Source organism: uncultured Desulfobulbus sp., assembly GCF_963662935.2.
GTDB lineage: Bacteria > Desulfobacterota > Desulfobulbia > Desulfobulbales > Desulfobulbaceae > Desulfobulbus.
On sequence record NZ_CAXXTL010000001.1, the window covers coordinates 799972 to 822566 of the forward strand.

Genomic DNA, 22595 nt, shown 5'->3' on the forward strand with positions numbered 1-22595 from the left:
GGATCAAGCTTTCTCCTATCGAGGTGAATTGACATTATGCCTGCGTCCCCCACCATCCCGCCAAAGCCCTCGTTTACAAGATTGGCTCTTTGACGAATCAAATGGATTTGAATAATCTCCCGGGATCTGATGTACTCTCAATGTACTTTTATTTAGGTTTAAGGCGTAGAATAGTGGTTACTGGTGTTCCATGATATTCTTGCAACTACTCAATAAAACAGCAAAATAGATCGGAGCGGGAAGCATGGATTCGCCCACATCAAACCCTGACGAGCAAGGCACAGCCCCGGACGGGAAATCGTCCCTGTCCGCTGAATTCCTCGCCACCCTCAGCCACGGGCCAGGCGTCTACCAAATGCTCGGCAAGAAGCAGGTCCTCTATGTGGGCAAGGCTCGCGACCTGCGCAAGCGCCTCAGTCAGTACGCCCACTTCGCCGGACCTGTCCACTCGAAGACTGCGGTCATGCTCTCCCATGTGCAGCGGGTCGAAACCATCCTCACCACCACCGAAAAGGAGGCACTCATCCTCGAGGCCTCGTTGATCAAACAGCACCGGCCACGCTACAACGTCATTCTTCGCGACGACAAAAATTACCCGCTGATTAAAGTTACCACCCGCGATCCCTGGCCCCGGGTGGTGGTGACCCGCAAACGGCTACGCGACGGCAACCGCTACTTCGGCCCCTATTCCTCAGGCACGGCCATGCGCATCACCCTGCAGATGCTCTATGCCCAGTTTCCTTTACGCCGCTGCAAGGTCATGCGCGAACGAACGCGGCCCTGCCTTAATTTTCAGATGGGCCGCTGCCTTGCCCCCTGCGCCGGCAAGGTGAATGCCGAGGAATACCAGCGGATGGTGCACGATGTCCTGCTGATCCTGGAGGGGAAAGTCGGTGAAGTGGTCAAGGAGTTAACCACCAAGATGGCGCAGGCGGCGCACAACCTTGCCTTTGAGAAGGCGGCCCTGTTTCGCGACCAGATCAAGGGGCTGACCAGGACCATCGAGCACCAAGCCATTGTTGCCGAGCATCATCTCGACCAGGATGTGTTCGGCCTCCACCGCCAGGACGCCTCAGTTGGGGTGGCCCTGCTTTTTGTCCGGGGCGGCATGATCACTGGAGCCCAATCGTTTTTCCTCGCTGACCCCTTGGGTGAAGACGACAGCCTCCTTGCCCAGACCATCCTCCTCTACTATTCCAGCGAACGCCAACCGCCGCGCGAACTACTGCTGCCCTTTGGGATCGAGGATCAGCACCTGATTGAGGAACGGTTGACTGAGCTGCGTGAAGGACCCGTCACCCTGCTTGCCCCGCAGCGCGGCAAGCGGATGCAATTGATGCAGATGGCCGAAGCCAATGCGGCCCAGATTTTTTCCGAGCAGGCCAAGAAAGAACAGTCCTGGGAAACCCTGGCGACGACCCTGCAAGGCAAGCTGCGGCTGGCCAACCGACCGGAGACCATTGAATGCCTCGATATCTCCAATCTCCTGGGCAAACAGGCGGTCGGTTCCTTAGTCTGTTTTGTCCAAGGCGAGAAGGCGGCCAAGCTCTACCGCCACTACCGGATCAAATTGCAGGACACTCCCGATGATTACGCCATGATGCGCGAGGTCCTGGAGCGACGGATGGCCAAGGGGGTTGAGGCGGACAATCTTCCCGACCTGCTGCTGCTCGACGGCGGTAAGGGCCAGTTGCAGGTGGCGGTGGATGTCCTGGCCCAGTTCAACCTCCTGCATCAGGTGGACCTGGTGGCCATTGCCAAGGAAAAGGCTGAAGAAGGGGAAAAACTGTTTCGGCCGGGCCGCAAGAATCCCATCCTCTTGCCCGCCCATTCGCCGGTGTTGCTCTATTTAATGCGTATCCGCGACGAGGCCCACCGCTTCGGCATCACCTTTCATCGTAGGTTGCGCGGCAAAGAGCAGCTGCACTCCCAGCTCGACGCCATCGAGGGGATCGGTCCGAAACGAAAACAACAATTATTGCAGACCTTGGGCAGTTACAAACGGGTGACTGAGGCCGGGGTCGAGGAACTGGCTGCTGTGCCCGGCATCGGCGCGGAGTTGGCTCGGCAAATTTACCGGCAACTTCACGGAGAGGAACATGGAACCCAGTGAACGGGTGATGGCCAAGCTCAAGGCCGGCTGTGTCTGCAAGGGGGTCAAGCTGATTCGGCTAATCGAGGCCATCGAGAATGGGGCCACCACCTTTGAGCAGGTCGCCGCTACCACCGGCATCGGCGATGGGCCCTGCCAAGGTAAACGGTGCGGGGAAAAGGTGGCGGAGTTGCTGGCGCAGCATCGCTTAGGTTGAGGAGCGCTTTCTAACCATGGACAGAGTGTTGTCCCGAGAGATGCGAGACAGTACGCTTAAAAGAAACTAGAGGATCTGCCCACTTCGTAGGCAAGGCGTTGGTAGAGCTTGGCCTTGCGTTCATCGTCGACGTCAATGAACCGTGCCGCGAAGAGGTGCTCGCCCCTGCGAACAACACAGGCCTTGAGGTGAAACTCTGAAGGGAGGGTTTCGTGTTTGTCAAAGGTGATGATTATGCCAATCGCATCATTCTCTGCAAGAGGAAGAGTCGCTGACTCTACAGCGCATCCACTAATAGAGATGTCAACTATGCGACCGCTGCCGGCCTCATTGTTTCTTTCATAATGAAACAGGACATTGTTCAGGGGAAATCTTATACCGTCTCTTTTAATGAGGCATTCGAGTTTCTTTTCAGCATCTTCTTTATTCTCAGCGTAGACAGCTCGGTAGCAATGGATTTTTTCTGAGAAATTTACTATTTGTTTATAACTAATGTTATCTTTTTTGATTATTCGAACTACCTCTCCAATATTTTTTGCTATCAAGAAATCAATTATTTTTTTATATACAGGAAGACTGCTGATGTACAGCAGGTTACATTGTGAGATATCGCTAATGACCTCAAAGCCTTTTTTTAAGTCGGCGACACAAAATCGAATCTCTGTATAGAGTTTTTCCAGTGATTTTATATCAATATTTCCTGATATTGTAATATGCAGCCTGTTTTTTTTAATATTTGCCTCAGCCTTAGCCAGAGGCTTTGCGTTTGCCATTCGTTTTCCGATGTTGAGTTGCCGAGGAAAGTGCTTTTGTTCGGTGAAGGAATTTTATAAGAAAATGTTCTGTGATGTCAAAAAAAACATAAACGAGAGGAAGCCTGAGGTGGTCGGGGTTTGTGAGACATCCTGAGGTGTGAAATAAGCAATGTTGCTTTTATTATACAGTTACAGGCCTCAGGCTGCCTTGCTCAATTGTTCGATTCGTTTTGAATAAGCCTCATTTGGAGTCTGCTTGTCAAGTGACGAATGTTTTCTTTTCTCATTATACCAGCCGAACCAGGAAGTCAGATCCTTGACAAGCTCAGTTCCCGTTTCGTATGACTTCAGGTAGATCCTTTCGTATTTCAGGGTGCGCCAAAGTCGCTCGATAAAGATATTGTCCTTGAATCGTCCTTTGCCGTCCATGCTGATTTTGACGTTCCAGGCCTTGAGGACTGAGGTGAACGCTTCGCTGGTGAATTGGCACCCCTGATCAGTATTGAATATCTCAGGAGCGCCATATTTAAAGAGAGCCTCTTTCAAAGCCTCAACGCAAAATCTGGTGTCCAGAGTGTTGGATAGTCGCCAGGCGAGAACCTTTCTGGTGGCCCAATCCATGATCGCGATCAGGTACATGAAACCCCGAGCCATAGGGATGTAGGTGATGTCAGTCGCCCACACCTGATCGGGCCTGTCAATGGTCACTCCCCGGAGCAGATAGGGATAGACCGGATGCTTCGGCTGTCGCCTGCTGGTGCCCGGCTTGGGAGCTAAAGACTCGATGCCCATGACCCGCATTAAGCGACGGACACGACCTCTTCCCACCACGAGTTCGGGAGTTGTGAGGTGATCAGCAAAGGAACGGCTCCCCATCCAGGGGTGCTCAATATAGAGTTTGTCTATCCGGGCCATCAGTTCCAAATCACCAACACGTAGACCGAAGCCAAGGCCGCGGTAATAGTTGGAACGAGGCAGTCCGAAAAGCTGGCAGCAACGCTGAACAGAAACTTCAGGATGTCCCATAGCGATCACCTGTTGTTTCTGCGCCCGGCCAAGTTCAGACCGGGCAGATTGGCTAAAAAATCGTTCTCAACCTTGAGCTTGCCGATCTGACGGTGGAGCTCGGCCACTTCGGCCTCATGGTTGACTTCTTTCTTCTTGCCCTTGCCAAAAAGCTCAGAAGCGTTCTTGGTCAGATCCTGCTTCCAGCGGGTGATCTGGGTCGGGTGAACCCGGTACTCAGTAGCCAGTTCAGCCAGAGTCTTGGACTCCGACAGTGCGGCCAGGGCTACTGTGGCCTTAAATTCTGCGCTGTGACGTGGACGATGAGGTGGGTTTGACATTGAACTTCTCCTTGCAAAATAGGTTGGTTCATTGCTTATACACCTGTCTCAATAATCGGCACCTCTTCAGCCCTTATTATTCATTTTATAAATTATTGAACATTTTTGGGTAGTTATTAATACTTCCCGCATAATTTCCAATGCATTTTTCCGTCCAATTCCGTACAATAACTCCATGAGATTCCGACCAAGCCGTTGTCACCGGTGCTCGTCACCGGAGGGGGGAGTATGAAACGAAAACTGGTCATTGTAATGGTGGGGCTGCCGGCCCGGGGCAAATCGACCATGGCGCGTAAGCTCGGTCGCACCCTGGAACTAGATGGCGTCAAGGTACGCATCTTCAATAACGGCGAACTGCGGCGCAAGCTGGACACCAGTGAAAACACCTCCTCTTCGGAATTCTTTTCCCCGGTCAATCCTACCGGCAAGGAGCTCCGGGAACAGATTTCGCGGATGAACATCGAACAGGCCCAGGCCTTTCTCCGCGAGGGTGGGGAGGTGGTCATTCTCGATGCGAGCAACGTCACCCGGGAGCGCCGGCAGTCCATTGCTGCGGCCTTTCCGGGCATGGCGCTTTGCTATATTGAATGCCTCAACACCGACGAGGAGGCCCTGGAGGCCAATCTGGAACGCAAGGCCGGGCTGAAGGAATTCCGCCATCTGACTCCGGAAAAAGCCTTGGAGAGTTTTCTTAAGCGGATCGCCTATTATGAGTCGATCTACGAACCGCTCGACACCGAGCCCAACCGTATTCTGGTGGATTCTTTTGATAGTTGCATCCTCCAGGAGCGGATCACCGAGGTGCTGCCGTATTACGACCGGATCCGAGACATCATCACCACCCGGGTGGTGCGCAACCTCTTTCTGGTGCGCCACGGCGAGACCCATTACAACCGCGAGGATCGCATCGGTGGTGATTCCGATCTCACCGACAAGGGGCGGGACCAGGCCAACGCCCTGGCCGAGCATTTCAACACCATTCGCATCCCTATCATTTTCACCAGCAATTACAAGCGGACCTTGCAGACCGCCACCCCGATCGCCGAGCGGCAGGACCCCTGTTCAATCATCGCCCTGCCGGAATTCAACGAGATCCATGCCGGGATCTGCGAGGGCATGACCTATGAGGAGATCCGCAAGAAAATGCCGCATGTTGCCAAGGCCAGGGGACCAAACAAGTACCGCTACGTCTATCCCGAAGGTGAGGGCTACAAGACCATGGAGGACCGGGTACACCGGGGCTTGAAAAAGGTCTTTTTCCTCAATAACTACGACGAGAACATCATGATCGTTGGTCATCGGGCGGTCAACCGGATGATTCTCTCCTCGTTCCTCTCTCGCCAGGAAGAGGAAATTCCCTACATCTACATGCCCCAGGACCGCTACTACCACATCCAGATTGATCCCCATAAACGGATTTTCGAGATGGTGGCGTACAAAAGCACACCACCAGCGGGAGGTCTTTGGTAGGCGCTCTTTTTCTTCCTCTTGCAGGTTGAGACGGTGTGGCTACTGTAAAGTCGTGGTGTCGTCGTCGGAAAAACCGTGCTGGATGCCGTGTTTCATCTCCTTTTCCATCAGCTTTGCCCTGGCTTCCTCCTCGGAGATGTCCAGCGTCCGGGCCAGTTCGGCAAGGTCGTAGCAGGGGGTACCGTCCGGGCCATAGCGCTGCGGCTTGAGTTCGGGAAAGCTCTCGCTGGTGGCGTGCCCGCTTGCCTGTTGCAATAACTCCTGTATCTCCGGCGGGCCGTAGAGGAGCAACCATTCGACCGCCGAAGCCCAGATCGCACTGTCCACGGTCGGATGCTGCAGAATCTCCATGGCCGATTCCACGGTCCATTCCTTTTTGAAATCTGTCATAGCCTGTTATCCTGTTGTGCCCTTGAGGTGACTTCTGCAAAAACGGGCGGGGCAGCGCATCCCTTACCGGTTTTGTCGTCCGCATCTTTTTCCGTGGGGAAGACATTTCCCTTTGGTCCATTCTCCAGCCTCCACTATAATACAGGCATTCGTCACGGCAATATATTCAGCAAAGGAGCCAACAATGGGTATGGATAACGTTATTTTACTGGAGTCTCTGGAGTGGTTTGATGAGAGCGGCAAGGAGCTCCTACATCGGTTGCCGGAGCAGGGTTCTGGAGAAATCAAGTTCGGCGCCCAGTTGACCGTGCGAGAAAGTCAGGCCGCGGTGCTGTTTTACAAGGGCAAGGCCTGCGATGCCTACGGGCCGGGACGCCACACCTTGAAGACCGGCAACATTCCCATTCTGACCAAGATCCTCTCCGCGCCCTGGGGCATGATCAGTCCGTTGCGGGCTGAAGTGTTTTTCGTCAACCTCAAGGTCTTCACCGATCTCAAATGGGGCACCCGTGATCCGGTGGCCTTCCGAGACGCCGAACTCGGCCTGGTCCGCCTCCGGGCCCATGGGGTGTTCAATATTCGAGTGGTCCAGCCGCTGCTCCTGATCAATACCCTGGCCGGAACCATGGGCCGCTACACCACCGAGCAGGTCGAGGATTACCTGCGCCAGGTGATTGTCTCCCGGTTTAACGATTATCTCGGCGAAAAACTCCGTTCCCTGTTCGATCTTCCCGGTACCTTCGACGATATCGCCGAGGGGTTACAGAAGCGGCTGGCCCAGGATTTTTCCCGGTTCGGTCTGGCCCTGGACGGGTTGTACGTGACCTCGATCACGCCACCCGCCGAAGTGCAGCAGGCGATCGATGACCGCTCACGGATGGGCGTGATCAAGGATATGGACAATTTTGTGCGGATGAAAGCCGCCATGGCCATGGAAAAAGCAGCGGCCAGTGGCGGCGAAGCCGGGGCCGGGCTCGGATTAGGGTTGGGCATGATGATGCCGGCGATGTTTGCCAATCTGCAGCCTAACGGTAATGGCGGGGCTGGCAGAACCAAGGTGGCTGAGGTCGAATGCCAGGAATGCGATAACATGATTCCAGCCAACGCCCGTTTCTGTCCTTTTTGCGGCCACCAGCAGGTGCTGAATCAACAGTGCGGCAACTGCGGCAAGAATCTGCAGCCCAACGCAGCCTTCTGCCCTCGTTGCGGCCATCCGGCCGAGGAACGGGCCACGGACATTGTCTGCTCCCAATGCCATGCCACCAATTTACCCGGAGCCGTGTTCTGTAACCAATGCGGCGAAAAACTGTGTTGATCCGTCTTAGTAACGGTTATGCGGTTATCCAAAGAGTGGCCTGATGGAAATCCGGGTTGAACAGGGCTGTCCGCAATGTGGGGCCTCAGTTGTGCTCCCCGAGACCGACCATGTACTAACCTGCGTGTTTTGCGGCACCAGAAATCTTTTGCAGAGCAACGGCCCGTTTCGCTATGTCCTGCCCATGGCGGGCCAGGCCTCCTCGGACGGCCTGCTCCTGGTCCCCTACCTGCGGTTTAAGGGCACGATCTATCTAGTGACCGCCGAGGGCATCGAACACCGGGTGATCGACACCACCCAGGCGGCCAACCCGGCGCCCGGCCTGCCGCCTTCCTTGGGACTGCGGCCCCAGGCGATGCAACTGCGCCGGATCGACCCCGAAGCCGGCAACCTGTTTTTACCGCAGACCCTCAAGGCTAACGCCATTCTCGAAAAGGCCGCCGCCATAGGCAATCTCACCACCGAGGTGGGTGAGAATCTCTTTCATCGGTCCTATATCGGCGAAAATTACAGCTACATCTACTTACCCCTGGTGGCCAAGGATCAAGGGGTGCATGATGGGGTGACCGACGCCCGGTTGATTGAATTGGATGAACTGGACGGATATCCCCTCCAGGGTAAGCGTTATGACGAAGCCTGGCGGGTGTGGTTCCTGGCGACCCTCTGCCCCCAATGTGGCGCCGGATTAGAGGGAGCCGGAGATTGTCAGGTAATGACCTGCGCCACCTGTCACACCGCCTGGGCCTTCGGGCCGGAGGGGCTGACCGGGGTTGACTGGCACATCCATCCGGGTGACGGGGAAACCCCTCTCTACCTGCCTTTCTGGAAGGTGTCCACCCATATACCCGCCCTTGACATCTACAGTTTTGCCGATTTTGTCGAACGGAGCAACCAGCCCTTCCTGCCCCGGCCGCAGTGGCGGGATCGGGTGATGAGCTTGTGGATTCCGGCAATCAAGCTGCGACCGAAGATTTTCCTCCAGGCCGGCAGACAGGTAACCCTCGGCCAGTGGCAGCTCAAACCGGTGGAAGGCAGGGTGGTGCCGAACCTGTTTCCGGTGACGTTGCCGTCCTCGGAGGCCCGCCAGGCGGTTAAGTTGATGCTGGCGGCAGCCACTGCCAGCCCGAGGCAAATTTTTCCCCATCTGCCCCAGGTGCGGCTAACCGATGTGACGATGCAGTTAGTCTATTTGCCCTTTATCGATAAGGGGCATGACTGGGTACAACCGGAAACCGGGGTGGCCATCGGTAAAAATATCCTCCGTTTTGGCCGAACGCTGTAGTTTTGACAGGCAACCGGTCGCGTGGTATATCGGTAACATCTTCAATGCGGCGTTAGTGAGCCGTTTTTCTTTTTTTTACATGATTAAAAATGATGAGCGAACACGAATACTTCATGCGGGTCGCCCTGGAGGAGGCCCGGCAGGCACTGACGGAGGGCGAATTCCCGGTGGGTTGCGTCATGGTAGCCGACGGCCTGATTGTCGGCAAAGGAAGGCGGCACAATAGCCTTGAAGGCAAGCGCAACGAGATTGATCATGCCGAGGTTGTCACCCTGCGAGGGCTGATCGCCGAACAACCGGGTCTTGACCTGGGAACGGTCACCGTCTACTCGACCCTGGAACCCTGCCTGATGTGCTACACCACCATGCTGCTGTCCGGCATCCGCAGCTTTGTCTGGGCCTATGAGGACGTCATGGGCGGCGGGGCCAACCTGCCGCTTTACATGCTCAACACCCTGTACGCCCAGATGCGGGTCCATCTGTTTGATCGGGTGTTGCGAGCCGAAAGCCTCCGTTTCTTTCAGCAGTTTTTCCGGACCGGCTCCTACTGGCAGGACAGCCTGCTGGCCCGCTACACCATGGCGCAGACGGTGGAGGCGGAGAATCCATGAGCACAGCGTCGACCGCCCGTACCGTGGGGTTTCAACCGGGGGAGCGCAACGTTTTTTTGCATCTGCTCACCGCCTGCAATCTCGCCTGTCGCCACTGCTATATCAATCCCGCCCAACATGGCACCGCCACCTTGCCGCTTGAGACCGTGCGCCAGTGGCTGAAGCTTTTTGCCCGTCCCGAACGTCAGACCAATCTTATCCTTCTGGGCGGCGAGCCGACCCTGCATCCCAAGCTGCCAGCCATCATCAGAGCGGCCAAATCGATGCGTTATGCAGTGACCGTGGACACTAACGGCTATCTTTTTCACGATCTGCTCGACAAGGTGACGCCCAAGGAACTGGACTATCTGAGCTTCAGCCTTGATGGGCCTGAGGCGGCCGTCAACGACCCTATCCGGGGTGAAGGCGTTTTTTCGATCTGCACCGGCAATATCCGCAAGGCCGTGTTGCAGGGGTTTAATACCAGTTTGATTTACACGGTTTCCGGGCTTAACATCGACCACCTGCACCGGATGCCGGCTCTGGTCGCCCACCTGGGGGTACAGCGCTTGTTCATCCAGGTGATCGGCCTGCGCGGTAATCCGGCGATCACTAAGGCCTCGGACACCGTCAACTGGCAAGTCGATCCTGGTCAGTGGCTGCAGGTTGTCCCCAGGGTTGCCGAGGAGGCAGCTCGGCTGGGCATTCATGTGGTTTATCCCAAGGTCTATCTCGAATCCGAAGAATCCTTTCAGTGCGCTGGCATCGTGGCCGAGAATTTTTTTATTTTCCCCAACGGCCGTGTCTACCGCTGCCCGCTCTGCGAGGACCATCCCATCCACAGCGCCACCATTGAGAACAATCAATTGATCCAAAGGGATGGCCTCAACGAGGATCGTTTTTTCTCGCTGACCATCCCGGAGGGCTGCGTGATGAATAAGCTCCTCCAGCCAGACAACATCAGCTACCACACGGATGGCTCACCGGTCCACCGCATCTCCTGCTGCCTGCTCAAGCAGGAGGTTCGGCCCGTCCAATCCTAAATGGGCAGCAAGGGGAGAGGGAACAAAACGGCCCGCAGACCTTTTTCCTTTTGTTGTTTGGCAGCTTTTTGCTGTTCCCTGTTTGCTTTCAGTACACACATTGTGCAATACTACCCTTATTATTCTATGGAAAAATCATAACGTTAAGCTGTTCAAGAGATTCCTGTTTCGCTGTCTCCCCAGCGGAGGTATCCGGCATGACAAGCAGCACAGCTCCAACCTTCTCCTCGCCTTTCTGCGCAAAAATTATTGCCCTCCTCTTTCTTATTGTAAGCCTTCTCGCCTCCTGGTGTCTGGCCGGGAGTAAAACAGTGACTGTCGGCGTCTATGAAAACTCGCCGAAGATCTTCACCGACAAGGGAAAACCGGCCGGTATCTTTATCGATATCATTGAATACATTGCCAAAATCGAAGGATGGGAACTCCATTATATGCCCGGTTCATGGGCGGAGAATCTGGATCGTCTGGCCCAGGGTGAAATTGACCTCATGCCCGACATGGCCTATTCGGCCGTGCGCAGTAAGTTGTATTCCTTTCCCCAGGTGCCGGCCCTTTCTTCCTGGTTTCAGGTGTATGCCCCCAAAGGTCACGATATTCGTTCGATCCTGGATCTGAATGGCAAGCGAATCCTCATCCTCGATCGTTCCATTCAACAGGAGTCCTTCACCCGGCTTAGCAATGGCTTTGGCCTCAAGTGTACCCTGGTGAATGTTCCGGATTACAACACCATGTTTGAGCAGGTGAGAGAAGGCAAGGGGGACGTGGCTGTGACCAATAGTTTTTACGGTATGACCCATGCGCGAAAGTTCGACCTTGAGGACACAGCCATTCTCTTTGAACCCTCCGATCTTTTCTATGTGGCCGGCAAGAACGATCCCAAGCAGCTGTTGGCCGCCATTGATCGGCATCTGACCGAATTGAAGGAAAATTCCGAATCGCCGTACTACCACTCCTTGCGGCAATGGACCTCGGAAAAGGTGCGGTTTCGGTTGCCGATGTGGTTGAAAATAACCGGTGCGGTTGTCATCGGGGTTCTGGTTTTCAGCCTGATCGGTAGTGTGGTATTGAAGCATCAGGTCAACGAGCGCACCCGCGAGTTGCGGCAAATCAATCAGGAGATGGACGAGCGGATCAGGGAACGTACTGCCGAACTCGCCACTATCAACCGGGAACAGCACTCCATCTTTGAATCTGCCGGGGTTGGCATTGTTGTTCTGCGGGATCGATCCATCGTGCGGTGCAACCGGAAAATGGAAGAATTGACCGGCTACGGCCCCGGCGAACTGCTCGGCAAATCGACCCGTCCCTGGTATCCCGACGAAAAGACCTTTGAGGCTGCCGGGAAGCAGGTGTATGGGCAGATGGCCAGAGGGGAAACACACTGCCGCTCACAGCAACTGGCGCGGAAAGATGGGACGCTGTTCTGGGCACGGCTGAGTCTGCGTGCCATTGACGAAACCGATCCGCTCCAGGGGGCGGTCGGCATCATCGAGGACATTACCGAGGATCGGGAAACGGCCGAAAGCCTGCGCCTGGCCATGGAACAGGCTCAAGCCGCGGACCGGATCAAGTCAGCCTTTCTGGCCACCATGTCGCATGAATTGCGCACTCCCTTAAATTCCATTATCGGGTTCACCGGAATCATGCTCCAGGGCTTGGCCGGGCCGTTGAACGAAGAACAGCAGAAACAGATGACCATGGTGCAGAACAGCTCCCGGCATCTATTGTCGTTAATCAATGATGTCCTTGATATTTCCAAGATCGAGGCCGGGCAGCTCGATCTGGCTCCGGCTTCCTTTGCATTGAAGCCGTGCATCGAGAAAGTGATCAAAATGATCACACCGTTGGCCGCGCACAAGGAGCTCAAACTCCGGATGGAAATCGGTGATGAAGTTGGCGATATGGTCACAGATCAGCGCCGCTTTGAGCAAATATTGCTCAACCTGGTGAACAATGCGGTTAAATTCACAGAACAAGGGCAGATAACCGTAGCCTGCTGTCTTGAAGAAAACCAGTATCGGGTTTCTGTGGTCGACACCGGTATCGGCATGCAGGCCGAGGAACTGGTCAGGATTTTTCAACCATTCCACCAGATCGACGCCGGGTTGGCGCGCAAGCATGAAGGAACCGGTCTCGGTCTGTCCATCTGCAAAAAGTTATTGGATCTCATGGGTGGATCAATCGAGGTGCTGAGTCAACAGGGAGCGGGGAGTGAATTCATCATCCATTTACCCCTGCAGGCGAGAGGTGTGGCATGAACAGGCGGTTGCTGATCATCGAGGATAACGCCCAGAATCTTTACATGATGCGTTTTCTGCTGGAAAAGAGCGGCTTTACGGTTATCGGTGCCGAGGACGGGTTCAAGGGGGTTGCAATGGCCTTGGAGTGCGATCCCCTGGCTATTTTGCTGGATATCCAACTCCCGAAAATGGATGGATATGATGTGGCCGCTGCATTAAAAAGACACCGCACCCTCGAGCATGTTCCGATCATTGCCGTGACTTCCTACGCCATGGTCGGGGATCGGGAACGGATTCTGGCGGCCGGTGCCACCGGATACATTGAAAAACCCATCAATCCGGAAACCTTTGTAGCCGAAATTGCACAGTATCTTCCTGAAAATTGGGATGGCCAAGGAGCCTGAGATGCGCATTCTGAGTGTCGACGATATAGATTCCAACCAATACCTGGTTGAAACGCTGCTCAAGGGCCACGGATATGAAGTCCGATCAGCCGCCAACGGTGCCGAGGCTTTGGAATGGCTGAAGGCTGAGCATTTTGATCTGATCCTCAGCGATATTCTCATGCCGGTGATGGACGGTTTTGAGCTGTGCCGCAAGGTCAAGGCGGATGAACGGTTCTGTCGCATTCCCTTCATCGTCTATACCGCCACCTACACCGGCCCTCAGGATGAAGCCTTTGCGATGAAAATTGGCGCGGACAGGTTTGTCCAGAAACCCTGTGAGCCGGACCTTCTCATCAAGATCATAGGTGAGGTGCTGGCCGCCTCCCAAGAGGACGCTGCCGCGTCAGCGCCTGTCCCTACCCAGGAAGAGGAAGTGCTGAAACTCTATAACGAGCGGCTGGTACGAAAGCTGGAGCAGAAGATGCTGCAATTGGAAAAGGAGGTTGAGGCACACCGGAAAACCGAGGTGGTCCTCAAGCAAAGCGAGAACAAATACCGGTCGTTGTATAACAGTATCCGGGATGCGCTTTTAGTTGCCGACATCAACCGAACCATTATCGATTGCAACCAGGCCTTTGTCGATCTATTCGGCTATTCGCTTGCCGAAATGGTGAGGAAAAAGACCCGGATGCTCTATGCGCTCGAGGAGGAATACAACCAGTTAGGCGCAACCTTAATCAACCACATCGACGATCCGGGATTTTTGCATTTAGTGCGCTTTAAGAAAAAGGACGGTTTGGTGTTTCCCGGTGAGGTTAATATCTTTCCTCTGCGCAACGATGCCGGAGAGATGACGGGATTTATCGGTCTTATCCGGGATGTTACCGAAAAGATACGGGCTGAGGAGATCCGGAAAGACCTGGAATCCCAACTGCATCAAGCGCAGAAAATGGAATCCGTCGGCCGGTTGGCAGGCGGAGTGGCCCACGACTACAACAACATGCTGAGTGTGATTCTCGGCTACGCGCAAATAGCGCTCAACAAGGCGGAACCGGGTTCCTCATTGCGGGATAATTTGCATCAGATCATTGATGCCGCCCAACGTTCCGCCACTATCAGTCGGCAGTTGCTGGGTTTTGCTCGCAAGCAGGCTGTCACGCCCCAAATTCTTGACCTCAATGATGCAATTGAAGCAACATTGAAGCTGCTGCGCCGGCTTATCGGTGAGAATATCGATTTGATCTGGCGCCCTGAACCGGACCTCTGGCCGGTTCATATCGATCCTTCCCAAGTCGATCAAATAGTCACCAATCTGTGCATTAATGCCCGCGACGCCATCTCCGGCGTAGGGAAAGTCACCCTTGAAACAGGGAAAACTACCTTTGATGCAGCCTATTGCGCGCGTTTAGCCGGGGCTGTGCCAGGCGAGTATGTCGTGTTGACGGTGAGCGACAACGGCTGCGGCATCGATAAGGCAATCCTCGATAAGATTTTTGAACCGTTTTTTACCACCAAGGCACTGGGAATAGGCACCGGCCTTGGCTTGGCAACTGTCTACGGAATAGTCAAGCAGAACAACGGGTTCATCGACATCGAAAGCGAGCTAGGGATAGGGGCGGCATTCAAAATTTACCTGCCTCGGCACACTCGGCTCATCGACAAGGTGCAACCGGAAAGCCCTCAGGTGCTTCAACGCGGACAGGGCGAAACCATCTTGATCGTTGAAGATGATCAGGCAATTCTGACCTTCACCAGTACTTTGCTTGCAGATTTGGGATATATGGTTCATGCGGCCAACGGGCCCGCCGAGGCCGTTCGTCTGGCTCATGAACAACCCCATGGTATCCAGCTGCTGCTGACCGATGTGGTTATGCCGGAGATGAACGGCCGGGACCTGGCAGTGCTGCTTCAAACTTTTTATCCCGGCCTGAAATGCCTGTTCATGTCCGGTTATGCGGATACTCTTATTACCGGCAAGGAGGTCGCGGACAATGGGCTCCACTTCATTCAAAAACCCTTTACTGCCGTTGCTCTGGCAATGAGTGTGCGGCAAGCCCTGCTGCAGTGAAAAAAGCGGCACCACACCCAGGCCCAGCGATGGAGGATGTTCAAAAGATTTATCGTCTTTTCTACCAACCTGTTTTTCCGGTGGTATTCATGGCCGGTTTCGAAATAGATGCCAGCTTTAAAATGTCACCACCTCGGCTGCTTGGAGCAGTGTGCGCAAATCCTTTTGCCAGTTGGCGCCACCAAGTGATTCGGCCAGGAGCACGGCTAGGTGCTGGGGCACGATGTTAAGGTCGCGGTTGCGGCCCAGGCCGGAGATGCACGACGGGCAGTTGGTGACAATTGTTTGCTGGTTGCTCTCTTCATTGGCTTTAGCCCGGAGGTTATCGCGCTTGCGCCGCAGCATGGCCCCCGCAATATCGGGTCGTGACAGGGCCAGGGTTCCGGCCTCGGAACAGCAACCGCCGATAGAGGTCACCTGGCCGCCGATCCGACGCACCATCAGGTTGCCCTCGCCCTGAAGGGAGTCGTGGCAGGGGGCGTGATAGAGGAAGGAGCGTTCTTTGTTCTGCTCAAATCGTTCCGGTGCATGTTCCAGCACAAAAAAGGCGATGTCGGCAAGGCTGCAGCCAAAAATGGTCTCCGCACCCAGTTCATGCAAGGCTTCACGGCAGGTGCCGCAGCTGACGATCAGGCCGTCGAAGGCGATGTAGCCGAACATCTCCCTGATTTGGCTGAGGATGATCGTGTCGCGCAGGGTCACGTCACTGTGCATTTTGGTTTTGGCATTGGCCTGGGCCGGAAAGCCGCAACAAAGATGCGGCGGCGGCAGGACCACCCGCACCCCGGTTTTGAGCAGGCTGTAAATCGATGCCTCGGCAATGTCGGCGTACAGCCGTTCGGAACCGCATCCGGGGAAGTAGAAAACCGTTTTCTGGACAACCCCCGGTGGATTGAGCAGTAGGGCCTCGTTGAGCGAGGTTTTAGGCAGCACCGTGCGCAGAGAATGTTTGGAGGGTGACATCATCGGCGATTGCAGCATTCTCACCAACCGCCATTTCTTCGTGGTCAAGGCCTTGGGCGCTTGCCGAATCATCTCCGCTCCGATCTGTTGGAGGCTGGCGCCCCACTCGACCACAGTTTTGCGGAACAGGCTGTTGTAGAGTCGGTTGCGGGTTTTGAGGAAGTGGAGCGACATCCGGGTCGGCAGGGGCAAGTGCTTGTAGCCGCGTTCGCTGAGGATTTCACGCTCGAGAATGGAAACCTGGGCGGTGTCGATGTCAACTGGGCAGGGTTTGAGGCATTTGCCGCACAGCGTGCAGTGGTCGGCGATTTCCTCCAGGTTTTTGAGCTGGTTGAAACGAGGGAAGTGGGAGCGCTGCATGTCATAGAGCAGGGCTTCGATCAGCGAGCCGATAGCCAGGTTCTTGTTGCGCGGGTGGAAAAAGATCGTGCTGCCCGGATAAAACACGCAGCAGTCGGCCTTGCACTTGCCGCAACGGATGCACTTGGAGATCTTGGAAGCAAGCGTTTCCAGCGAACCATGTTGGAGGATGCGTGCCTCCAACTCCAGCAGGTTGAAGGACGGGGTGAACACCTTGTCGATAATGTCCGGATCGACCAGTTTGCCCGGATTCATCACATTCCTGGGGTCGACCTGACGGCGATACACACTCAATTCGTCGATCAACTGCCGGTCCAGGAACTTCATCTTGGTGATGCCGATGCCGTGCTCGCCACTGACTACGCCGCCGAGAGAAACGGCCTTGGCCATGATATCGTCGGCGGTCTGGGCTGCCCGCTGCATCATGGCGCGGTCGTTGGAAAAAACCGGGATGTTGACGTGAACATTGCCGTCGCCGGCATGCATGTGGGTGGCAATAATGATCCGCCGCTGGCGCACATCCTCGACGATTCTCTGGATGTTGCCACTGATGCGGGGATAGCCGCGGAACAATTCCAGCAGGTCGGCTGCAAGTGTTTTAAGGTAGGCTTCATGCCGGACCGCTTCCTTGGTCCCCAGAGCCAGATGGTCCAGGGTTGCCAGGCATAGTTCGTCGGCCTTGGGGATCTTGGCTTCAAGCCAATCCGGATCTTCGATAGGCTCGGCTGTTTCCAGGTAGGTCATGATCTCGCGAACCACATTCTCCTGGCTGTAGAGATCCTCTTCGAGGTTGGTGGTGTCGACAAAACGGGCAAATTCGGCCAGAGCCGGCAAGGGCAGAACGATATCCTCGTTGAGCTTAAAGGCGTTGGTGCGGGCGGCAATGGCCCCGAGCCGCTTACGGTCACGCCAGAAACGGCTGGCCTCGTCGGCGTCGCTGGCGACAAAAATCTCGGTGTTGGTGTAGCGGTCGAGCAGGCGCAACAGGTTTGCCTTACCCCGGAGAATCTGCTCGGTGGTGTGGCCAACCATGTCGATCAGCAGCACCGCCTTGGGCGATTCGCTCCGAGCCGCTTTAAACTTATAATTGATCGCCCGGATATACTCCTCGTCAAAATGTTCGAGCGCCATCAGGGCCTCCTCGCCCCGGTTGACAAACTGCTCGGAGATTTCGACTATCACCCGACTGGCCTCGTCCATGTCCTCGCCAAAAAATTCGAGGCAGAAGGTCAGTTTTTTTTCATAGGCCCGGTAGAGGATGAACTCGGCCGAGGTAATGATGCCGTCGGTCCCTTCTTTTTGCACGCCGGGCAACCCGCCCAAGGCCTTATTGGTGATATCCTTCCAGAGGCCTTTTTTGCGGATTTCGTCACCACGTAGTTCCACCCTCCGCAGAAGCCCCCCTTGCGCATCGAACACATCGTAGGCGACCAGATCCTCGGGCATGATTTTGCGCATCGGATGGTTGACCCTTCGCACATTCAGGAGGCTGGTGCCAGGCATGGCGATGGTGTAGGCCAGCAGGTTGTCGATGGCCGTACCCCAGAGCACGGCGGTCTTACCGCCGGCATTTTCCGAAATGTTGCCGCCGATGGTCGAGGCCCAGGCGCTGGTTGGGTCGGTGGCAAACACCAGCCCCTGTTTATCGCTGTAGGCCATGGCATCCTGGGTAATGACTCCGGCTTCAAGCCGGATCACTGCCATCTGTTCCTGATTGCCGTCATCGTCGCAAAACTCACGGTAGTCGACGCCGTGGATACGGTTGAGTTTTTCGGTGTTAATCATGACGCAGCCGGCACTGACCGGTACGGCGCCGCCGGTGAGGCCGGTGCCGCCACCGCGCGGGATCACATGCAGCCCCAATTCCTCGATGGCTGCCAGCAAGACCGGCACCTGTGCCTCGGTTGATGGCCGGACAACAGCCAGAGGCAGGTGGAGCCGCCAGTCGGTGGCGTCGGTGGCGTGGCTAATCAGGCTAAAGGGATCAAAACAAACATTATCGCTGCCGATGATCGCACCAAGCCGTTTTTTGATGCGGGCCCGGGCGGTCGAGGCGCCGCCAATCTCCTTTTGCAGTTCCCGCACCTGCTCCCGGCAGAGGTGGACGAGGTTGACCACCTTGTCGCTCCGATCCGAATCCACTTTCACCTTTTTTGCCGTGCCTTCAATAATTTCCAGATCTTTCTTCATAGTTTTGAAGAAGGAGTGGCGGCGTCGAGGTGAATCGATCAGTTCCTGGAACAAGAAGGGGTTGCGATGGAGGATGAACAAATCGCCAACGCAACGCATGACTAGGCGGGCGGATCGGCCGGTGACCCGTTGGCTGCGGAGTTCCTCCAGATCGTCCCAGACCGTGGATCCGAAGAGGTGGTTGATGATCAGCCGGTCATCGGCGGAGGTGAAATTGTAAGGAATTTCTCGGTAGTTGATGCTTTTCATATTGTCTGGTTGTCCGGCAAATTTGATACTATGGAAAAACTAACGAAGCCCTCAGCCGTGAGGTTGATGCGGCGACGCGGCCGATAGTAATGGTCTGTAGGGAGATTGCTGCTGTTTATTCGTTACTGGAGGGTGATAGACGTTTCTCGGAAAAACTGCCGTAGACGTCTTGGAGAATAAAAAAGCGACCTAGTCTCGTACCATAACGGAAGAACCGATGCAAATATTTCGAGCATCACGCGACGATAAGGTGCTTCCTCACCTGTTTACCTGGGCAATTATGAAATTTACAGTAGTGATCGGATAGCTTAGGCCAATGTTTCCATGTTTTCTGTCCATTAGACAAAATAAATTTTTCTGTTTAATGGGCAGGAATTGTCCGGAGTGAGGTCGCTTTAGAAAGCGATATTTCTTATATAACCAAGCAAAAATAGGTTGCTCATTTATCGAGTAAGATATACATAAAGGCCCAGTTCCTCGTTAGAATGAGGCGTTTGCACAAACACAGGCTACTGCCCAGAAACGTCGAAAGACGCCAACGGGCAGACCAGGTCTTGCCGGATTAAGGCTTGACTTAAGGTAGCTGGTTCAGTTGGACCTACGTTGTGCTCTGCCGAAAACCTACGAGTGGGGAATCTAAGCCGTTATATCCACAAGGCCATGGTTCTCCATGGCCTTTTTTATTGGCTCATCCTTAAACAGAAAGGAGTAATTTTTCAAATTGGACAGTCATAGTAGCGATTATCACTTATGCAGCCCGCAATTCCAGCAGTAAGCACCTAAAAGCTCCCTCCTCATTCACTGGATTTGCTTTGGGTGTGGTTTGCTGCATTTTGCGGGAAACAACCTGAAGCGAGGAATCCAGAGTCGGATATCTCTCTTCCCAACATTTCAGTCTCAGATTTTGCGGGTCATCGCAACCTGCGGCGCTTGCCGTTGTTGCTTTTTGTTCGCCCTGAGACGGAAGGGGATTCACGTCTATGTTCAAGTTATCAAATATATTTTCCAGTCGTTCTGACGCTCGATCTGTTCTTGATAAGGGTACAGATTCGAGCGAATATGAGCGCCGCATGGTTGAACTCTGCGCGGTTTCCACACAGGAGGCGATCGAGGCGTTAAACTCAACCCCCAGGGGATTGTCTTCCGAAGAGGCCGAACGCCGTCTTAACGAGTACGGCGCGAACGAACTTGCCCACGCCAAGCAACTCGGTTTCTGGGGTGACATTTTTCGCCGCTGCAAGAGTCCCCTGGTGGTACAATTGCTCGTGATCGCCGCCCTTGCCGGATTCATCGGCGAGGCTAAATCAGCGGTCATCGTTGGTGCGATGGTTGTTCTCAGCGTTGGGCTTTCCTATATCCTTGATCGCAGATCGAGTCGCGCGGTCGAGACGCTGGGTAAGCGTGTTCAATCACGAGCCCTGGTCTTGCGCAACGGAGAGGAGAGCGAAGTCAAGATCTCGGAAGTCGTTCCGGGTGATATTGTTCTGCTGCAAGCCGGTTCGGTCGTGCCGGCAGACGTGCGGCTGCTGGTCACCAAGGATTTTTTCTTGAGCCAGTCTTCGTTAACCGGTGAATCCATGCCCGTGGAGAAGACCGCTCATGTCGGGGAAGCTCAGGGCCAGAGCGCATGGGAACTGGTCAATGCTTGCTATCTCGGAAGCAGTGTGACCAGCGGTTCGGCTCGCGGCGTGGTAGTGAACACGGGGACACGGACCCTGTTCGGCGCCATTTTCAAAAGTCTTGGCGAAGAACGCGAGAAAACCAGCTTCGATATCGGCGTACGTTCCTTCACCTGGCTCATGATTCGTTTCATGCTGGTCATGACCTGTGCAGTCTTTTTCATTGTGGGCATGACAAAGGGGAATTGGAGCGAAGCCCTCCTGTTCGCCCTTTCCATCGCCGTGGGGCTCACTCCGGAAATGCTCCCCATGATCGTCACCGTCAACCTGGCCAAGGGGGCGCTGGCTATGGCCGCTAAAAAGGTCATCATCAAGCGGCTTCCCTCCATTCAGAATTTCGGCGCCATCGATATCCTGTGCACGGACAAAACCGGCACCCTGACCCAGGATCAGGTGGTTCTGGAGCGATACGTGGACATCACCGGACGCACAAGCGAGGACGTTCTGAGTTATGCCTATCTCAACAGCTATTATCAAACCGGGCTGCGCAACCTCATAGACCGTGCCATCCTTGACCATAGCGCCTTGGATGTCGAGGGGTGTCCGCTGGTGGACGAACTACCGTTCGACTTTCAACGCCGCCGCATGTCGGTGATCATGGACTATGATGGAGACCATGTTTTGATCTGCAAAGGCGCGGTGGAGGAGATCTACGATTGCTGCAGCCATTACCAGATCGGCGAAGAGGTGTATCCTCTCATAGAGATGATCCGGGACAATCTCTTCGAAGAAGTCGATAATCTCAACAAGGATGGTTTCCGCGTACTGGCCATTGCCTATCGCGAGTTTCCTCAGGAGAAGGCCGAATTTACTGTAAAAGACGAAGCCGAGTTGGTTCTCTTGGGATATGTTTCTTTCTTCGATCCTCCCAAGGCCTCGGCAACTGAAGCGCTCGACCTCCTGCACAAAGCCGGGGTTCGGGTCAAGGTGCTGACCGGCGATAATGGTCTGGTCACGCAAAAGGTATGTGCGAACGTCGGACTGAAAGCGGAGCGAGTAGTGTCGGGGGCGGAACTGTCCCAACTCGCGCCGCAGGAATTCAGCCAACGGGTGCAGGAACAGGATATCTTCGTCAAGCTCAGCCCGGCCCAGAAAGAGCAGATTGTCCGTGCTCTGCGCGAAGCCGGTCATGTGGTCGGATTCATGGGGGATGGAATCAACGATGCGCCCGCCCTCAAGGCCGCCGATGTCGGGATTTCCGTCGACTCAGCCGTGGACGTGGCCAAGGAAACCGCGGATATCGTGTTGCTGGAGAAAAGCCTGCTGGTCCTCGAAGAGGGGATCATGGAGGGGCGGAGGGTCTTTGCTAACATCGTCAAGTACATCCGCATGGGCGCGAGTTCCAACTTCGGCAACATGTTCAGCGTCGTCGGTGCCAGCTACCTGCTCCCGTTCCTGCCGATGCAGTCGGTGCAGATTTTGACCAACAACCTTCTCTATGATTTCTCTCAGACCGGTATTCCCACGGATAATGTGGACGAGGAACTTGTCCTCAAGCCGCTCAAGTGGAACGTCGACAACCTCAAGCGGTTCATGCTCTGCATAGGACCGATCAGTTCGATCTTCGATTATGCCACCTTTGCCCTGATGTGGTACTTCTTCGGCTGCAGCGCGTTCAGCGATCCGGGAATCGGAGCTGCGCAGCAGGAGCTGCACGCGCGGCTCTTTCAGACCGGGTGGTTTGTGGAATCGCTTTTAACGCAAACCATGATTGTGCATATTATCAGAACCCGGCGCATCCCCTTCTTTGGCAGTCGCGCCTCTTTGCACATGACGCTAACCACCCTGATCATCATGGCCGTGGCTAGTTGGCTTCCGTACTCACCCTTTGCGGACGCGCTCGGTATGGTTCCATTGCCTCCCATTTTTTGGGCATGGATTGCGGGTTTCCTCGCAACCTATGGCGTTCTAACCCACATCGTGAAAACATGGTATTTCAACCGTTATGGAGGTAATTGAC

Annotated in this window: 15 protein-coding genes and 1 riboswitch; of the genes, 11 read left to right on the forward strand and 4 right to left on the reverse strand. The window is 54.9% G+C overall.

Annotated elements, in window-relative coordinates; translation table 11 throughout:
• Positions 1-244: 244 nt before the first annotated feature.
• Together uvrC and ACHZCX_RS03470 are read left to right on the forward strand one after the other, a co-directional pair.
• A complete protein-coding gene (gene uvrC / locus ACHZCX_RS03465; protein WP_319585835.1) occupies positions 245-2113 on the forward strand; it encodes an excinuclease ABC subunit UvrC in 1869 nt (622 codons plus the stop codon).
• On the forward strand, positions 2100-2309 hold the full coding sequence (locus ACHZCX_RS03470) for a (2Fe-2S)-binding protein (protein WP_319585836.1): 210 nt from the start codon (positions 2100-2102) through the stop codon (positions 2307-2309). Before uvrC ends, ACHZCX_RS03470 begins: the two co-directional genes overlap by 14 nt.
• Positions 2310-2365: 56 nt before the next feature.
• Here the strand turns inward: ACHZCX_RS03470 and ACHZCX_RS03475 are convergent, their stop codons facing one another.
• Positions 2366-3082 carry a PilZ domain-containing protein gene (locus tag ACHZCX_RS03475; RefSeq protein WP_319585837.1) on the reverse strand — a complete coding sequence of 239 codons (717 nt, stop codon included), beginning with the start codon at positions 3080-3082 and terminating at the stop codon, positions 2366-2368.
• A 180-nt stretch (positions 3083-3262) separates the two neighbouring features.
• A protein-coding gene (locus ACHZCX_RS03480) for an IS3 family transposase (RefSeq protein ID WP_319585211.1) occupies positions 3263-4410 on the reverse strand; the annotation gives its coding sequence in 2 pieces (ribosomal slippage) (positions 3263-4152 and positions 4152-4410; 1149 coding nt in all).
• Positions 4411-4638: 228 nt separating this feature from the next.
• On the opposite strand from ACHZCX_RS03480, the gene ACHZCX_RS03485 reads away from it, so the two are divergent.
• Entirely contained in the window at positions 4639-5880 is a 1242-nt protein-coding gene (locus ACHZCX_RS03485) for a 6-phosphofructo-2-kinase/fructose-2,6-bisphosphatase (protein ID WP_319585838.1), read from the forward strand.
• Positions 5881-5919: 39 nt separating this feature from the next.
• Here the strand turns inward: ACHZCX_RS03485 and ACHZCX_RS03490 are convergent, their stop codons facing one another.
• Complete coding sequence (locus tag ACHZCX_RS03490) at positions 5920-6270, reverse strand: hypothetical protein (RefSeq protein ID WP_319585839.1); 351 nt, start codon at positions 6268-6270, stop codon at positions 5920-5922.
• Positions 6271-6454: 184 nt separating this feature from the next.
• Here ACHZCX_RS03490 and ACHZCX_RS03495 point away from each other — a divergent pair, with 184 nt between their 5' ends.
• The 7 genes from ACHZCX_RS03495 (at position 6455) to ACHZCX_RS03525 (ending at position 15194) form a co-directional block, all read left to right on the forward strand.
• Positions 6455-7585 (forward strand): SPFH domain-containing protein, encoded by a 1131-nt coding sequence (locus ACHZCX_RS03495; RefSeq protein ID WP_394708747.1) that lies wholly within the window; start codon positions 6455-6457, stop codon positions 7583-7585.
• Positions 7586-7628: 43 nt separating this feature from the next.
• Positions 7629-8867: a hypothetical protein gene (locus tag ACHZCX_RS03500; protein ID WP_319585841.1), complete on the forward strand. Its 1239-nt coding sequence runs from the start codon at positions 7629-7631 to the stop codon at positions 8865-8867.
• Between the two features lie 89 nt (positions 8868-8956).
• Entirely contained in the window at positions 8957-9478 is a 522-nt protein-coding gene (locus tag ACHZCX_RS03505; protein ID WP_319585842.1) for a nucleoside deaminase, read from the forward strand.
• On the forward strand, positions 9475-10500 hold the full coding sequence (locus ACHZCX_RS03510; protein ID WP_319585843.1) for a radical SAM protein: 1026 nt from the start codon (positions 9475-9477) through the stop codon (positions 10498-10500). Before ACHZCX_RS03505 ends, ACHZCX_RS03510 begins: the two co-directional genes overlap by 4 nt.
• 197 nt (positions 10501-10697) lie before the next feature.
• The gene (locus tag ACHZCX_RS03515) at positions 10698-12758 is read left to right on the forward strand and encodes an ATP-binding protein (RefSeq protein ID WP_319585844.1); all 2061 of its coding nucleotides are present in this window, start codon (positions 10698-10700) and stop codon (positions 12756-12758) included.
• On the forward strand, positions 12755-13144 hold the full coding sequence (locus ACHZCX_RS03520; RefSeq protein WP_319585845.1) for a response regulator: 390 nt from the start codon (positions 12755-12757) through the stop codon (positions 13142-13144). The genes ACHZCX_RS03515 and ACHZCX_RS03520 overlap by 4 nt, the downstream gene beginning before the upstream one ends.
• A gap of 1 nt (position 13145) precedes the next feature.
• A complete protein-coding gene (locus ACHZCX_RS03525) occupies positions 13146-15194 on the forward strand; it encodes a response regulator (protein WP_319585846.1) in 2049 nt (682 codons plus the stop codon).
• A gap of 117 nt (positions 15195-15311) precedes the next feature.
• Here the strand turns inward: ACHZCX_RS03525 and ACHZCX_RS03530 are convergent, their stop codons facing one another.
• Entirely contained in the window at positions 15312-18956 is a 3645-nt protein-coding gene (locus tag ACHZCX_RS03530) for a DUF3683 domain-containing protein (RefSeq protein ID WP_319585847.1), read from the reverse strand.
• A 469-nt stretch (positions 18957-19425) separates the two neighbouring features.
• A riboswitch (M-box (ykoK) riboswitch) is annotated at positions 19426-19595 on the forward strand.
• 341 nt (positions 19596-19936) lie between these two features.
• Here ACHZCX_RS03530 and mgtA point away from each other — a divergent pair.
• Positions 19937-22594, forward strand: a complete 2658-nt coding sequence (gene mgtA, locus ACHZCX_RS03535; protein WP_319585848.1) for a magnesium-translocating P-type ATPase — start codon at positions 19937-19939, stop codon at positions 22592-22594.
• Position 22595: the final 1 nt, after the last annotated feature.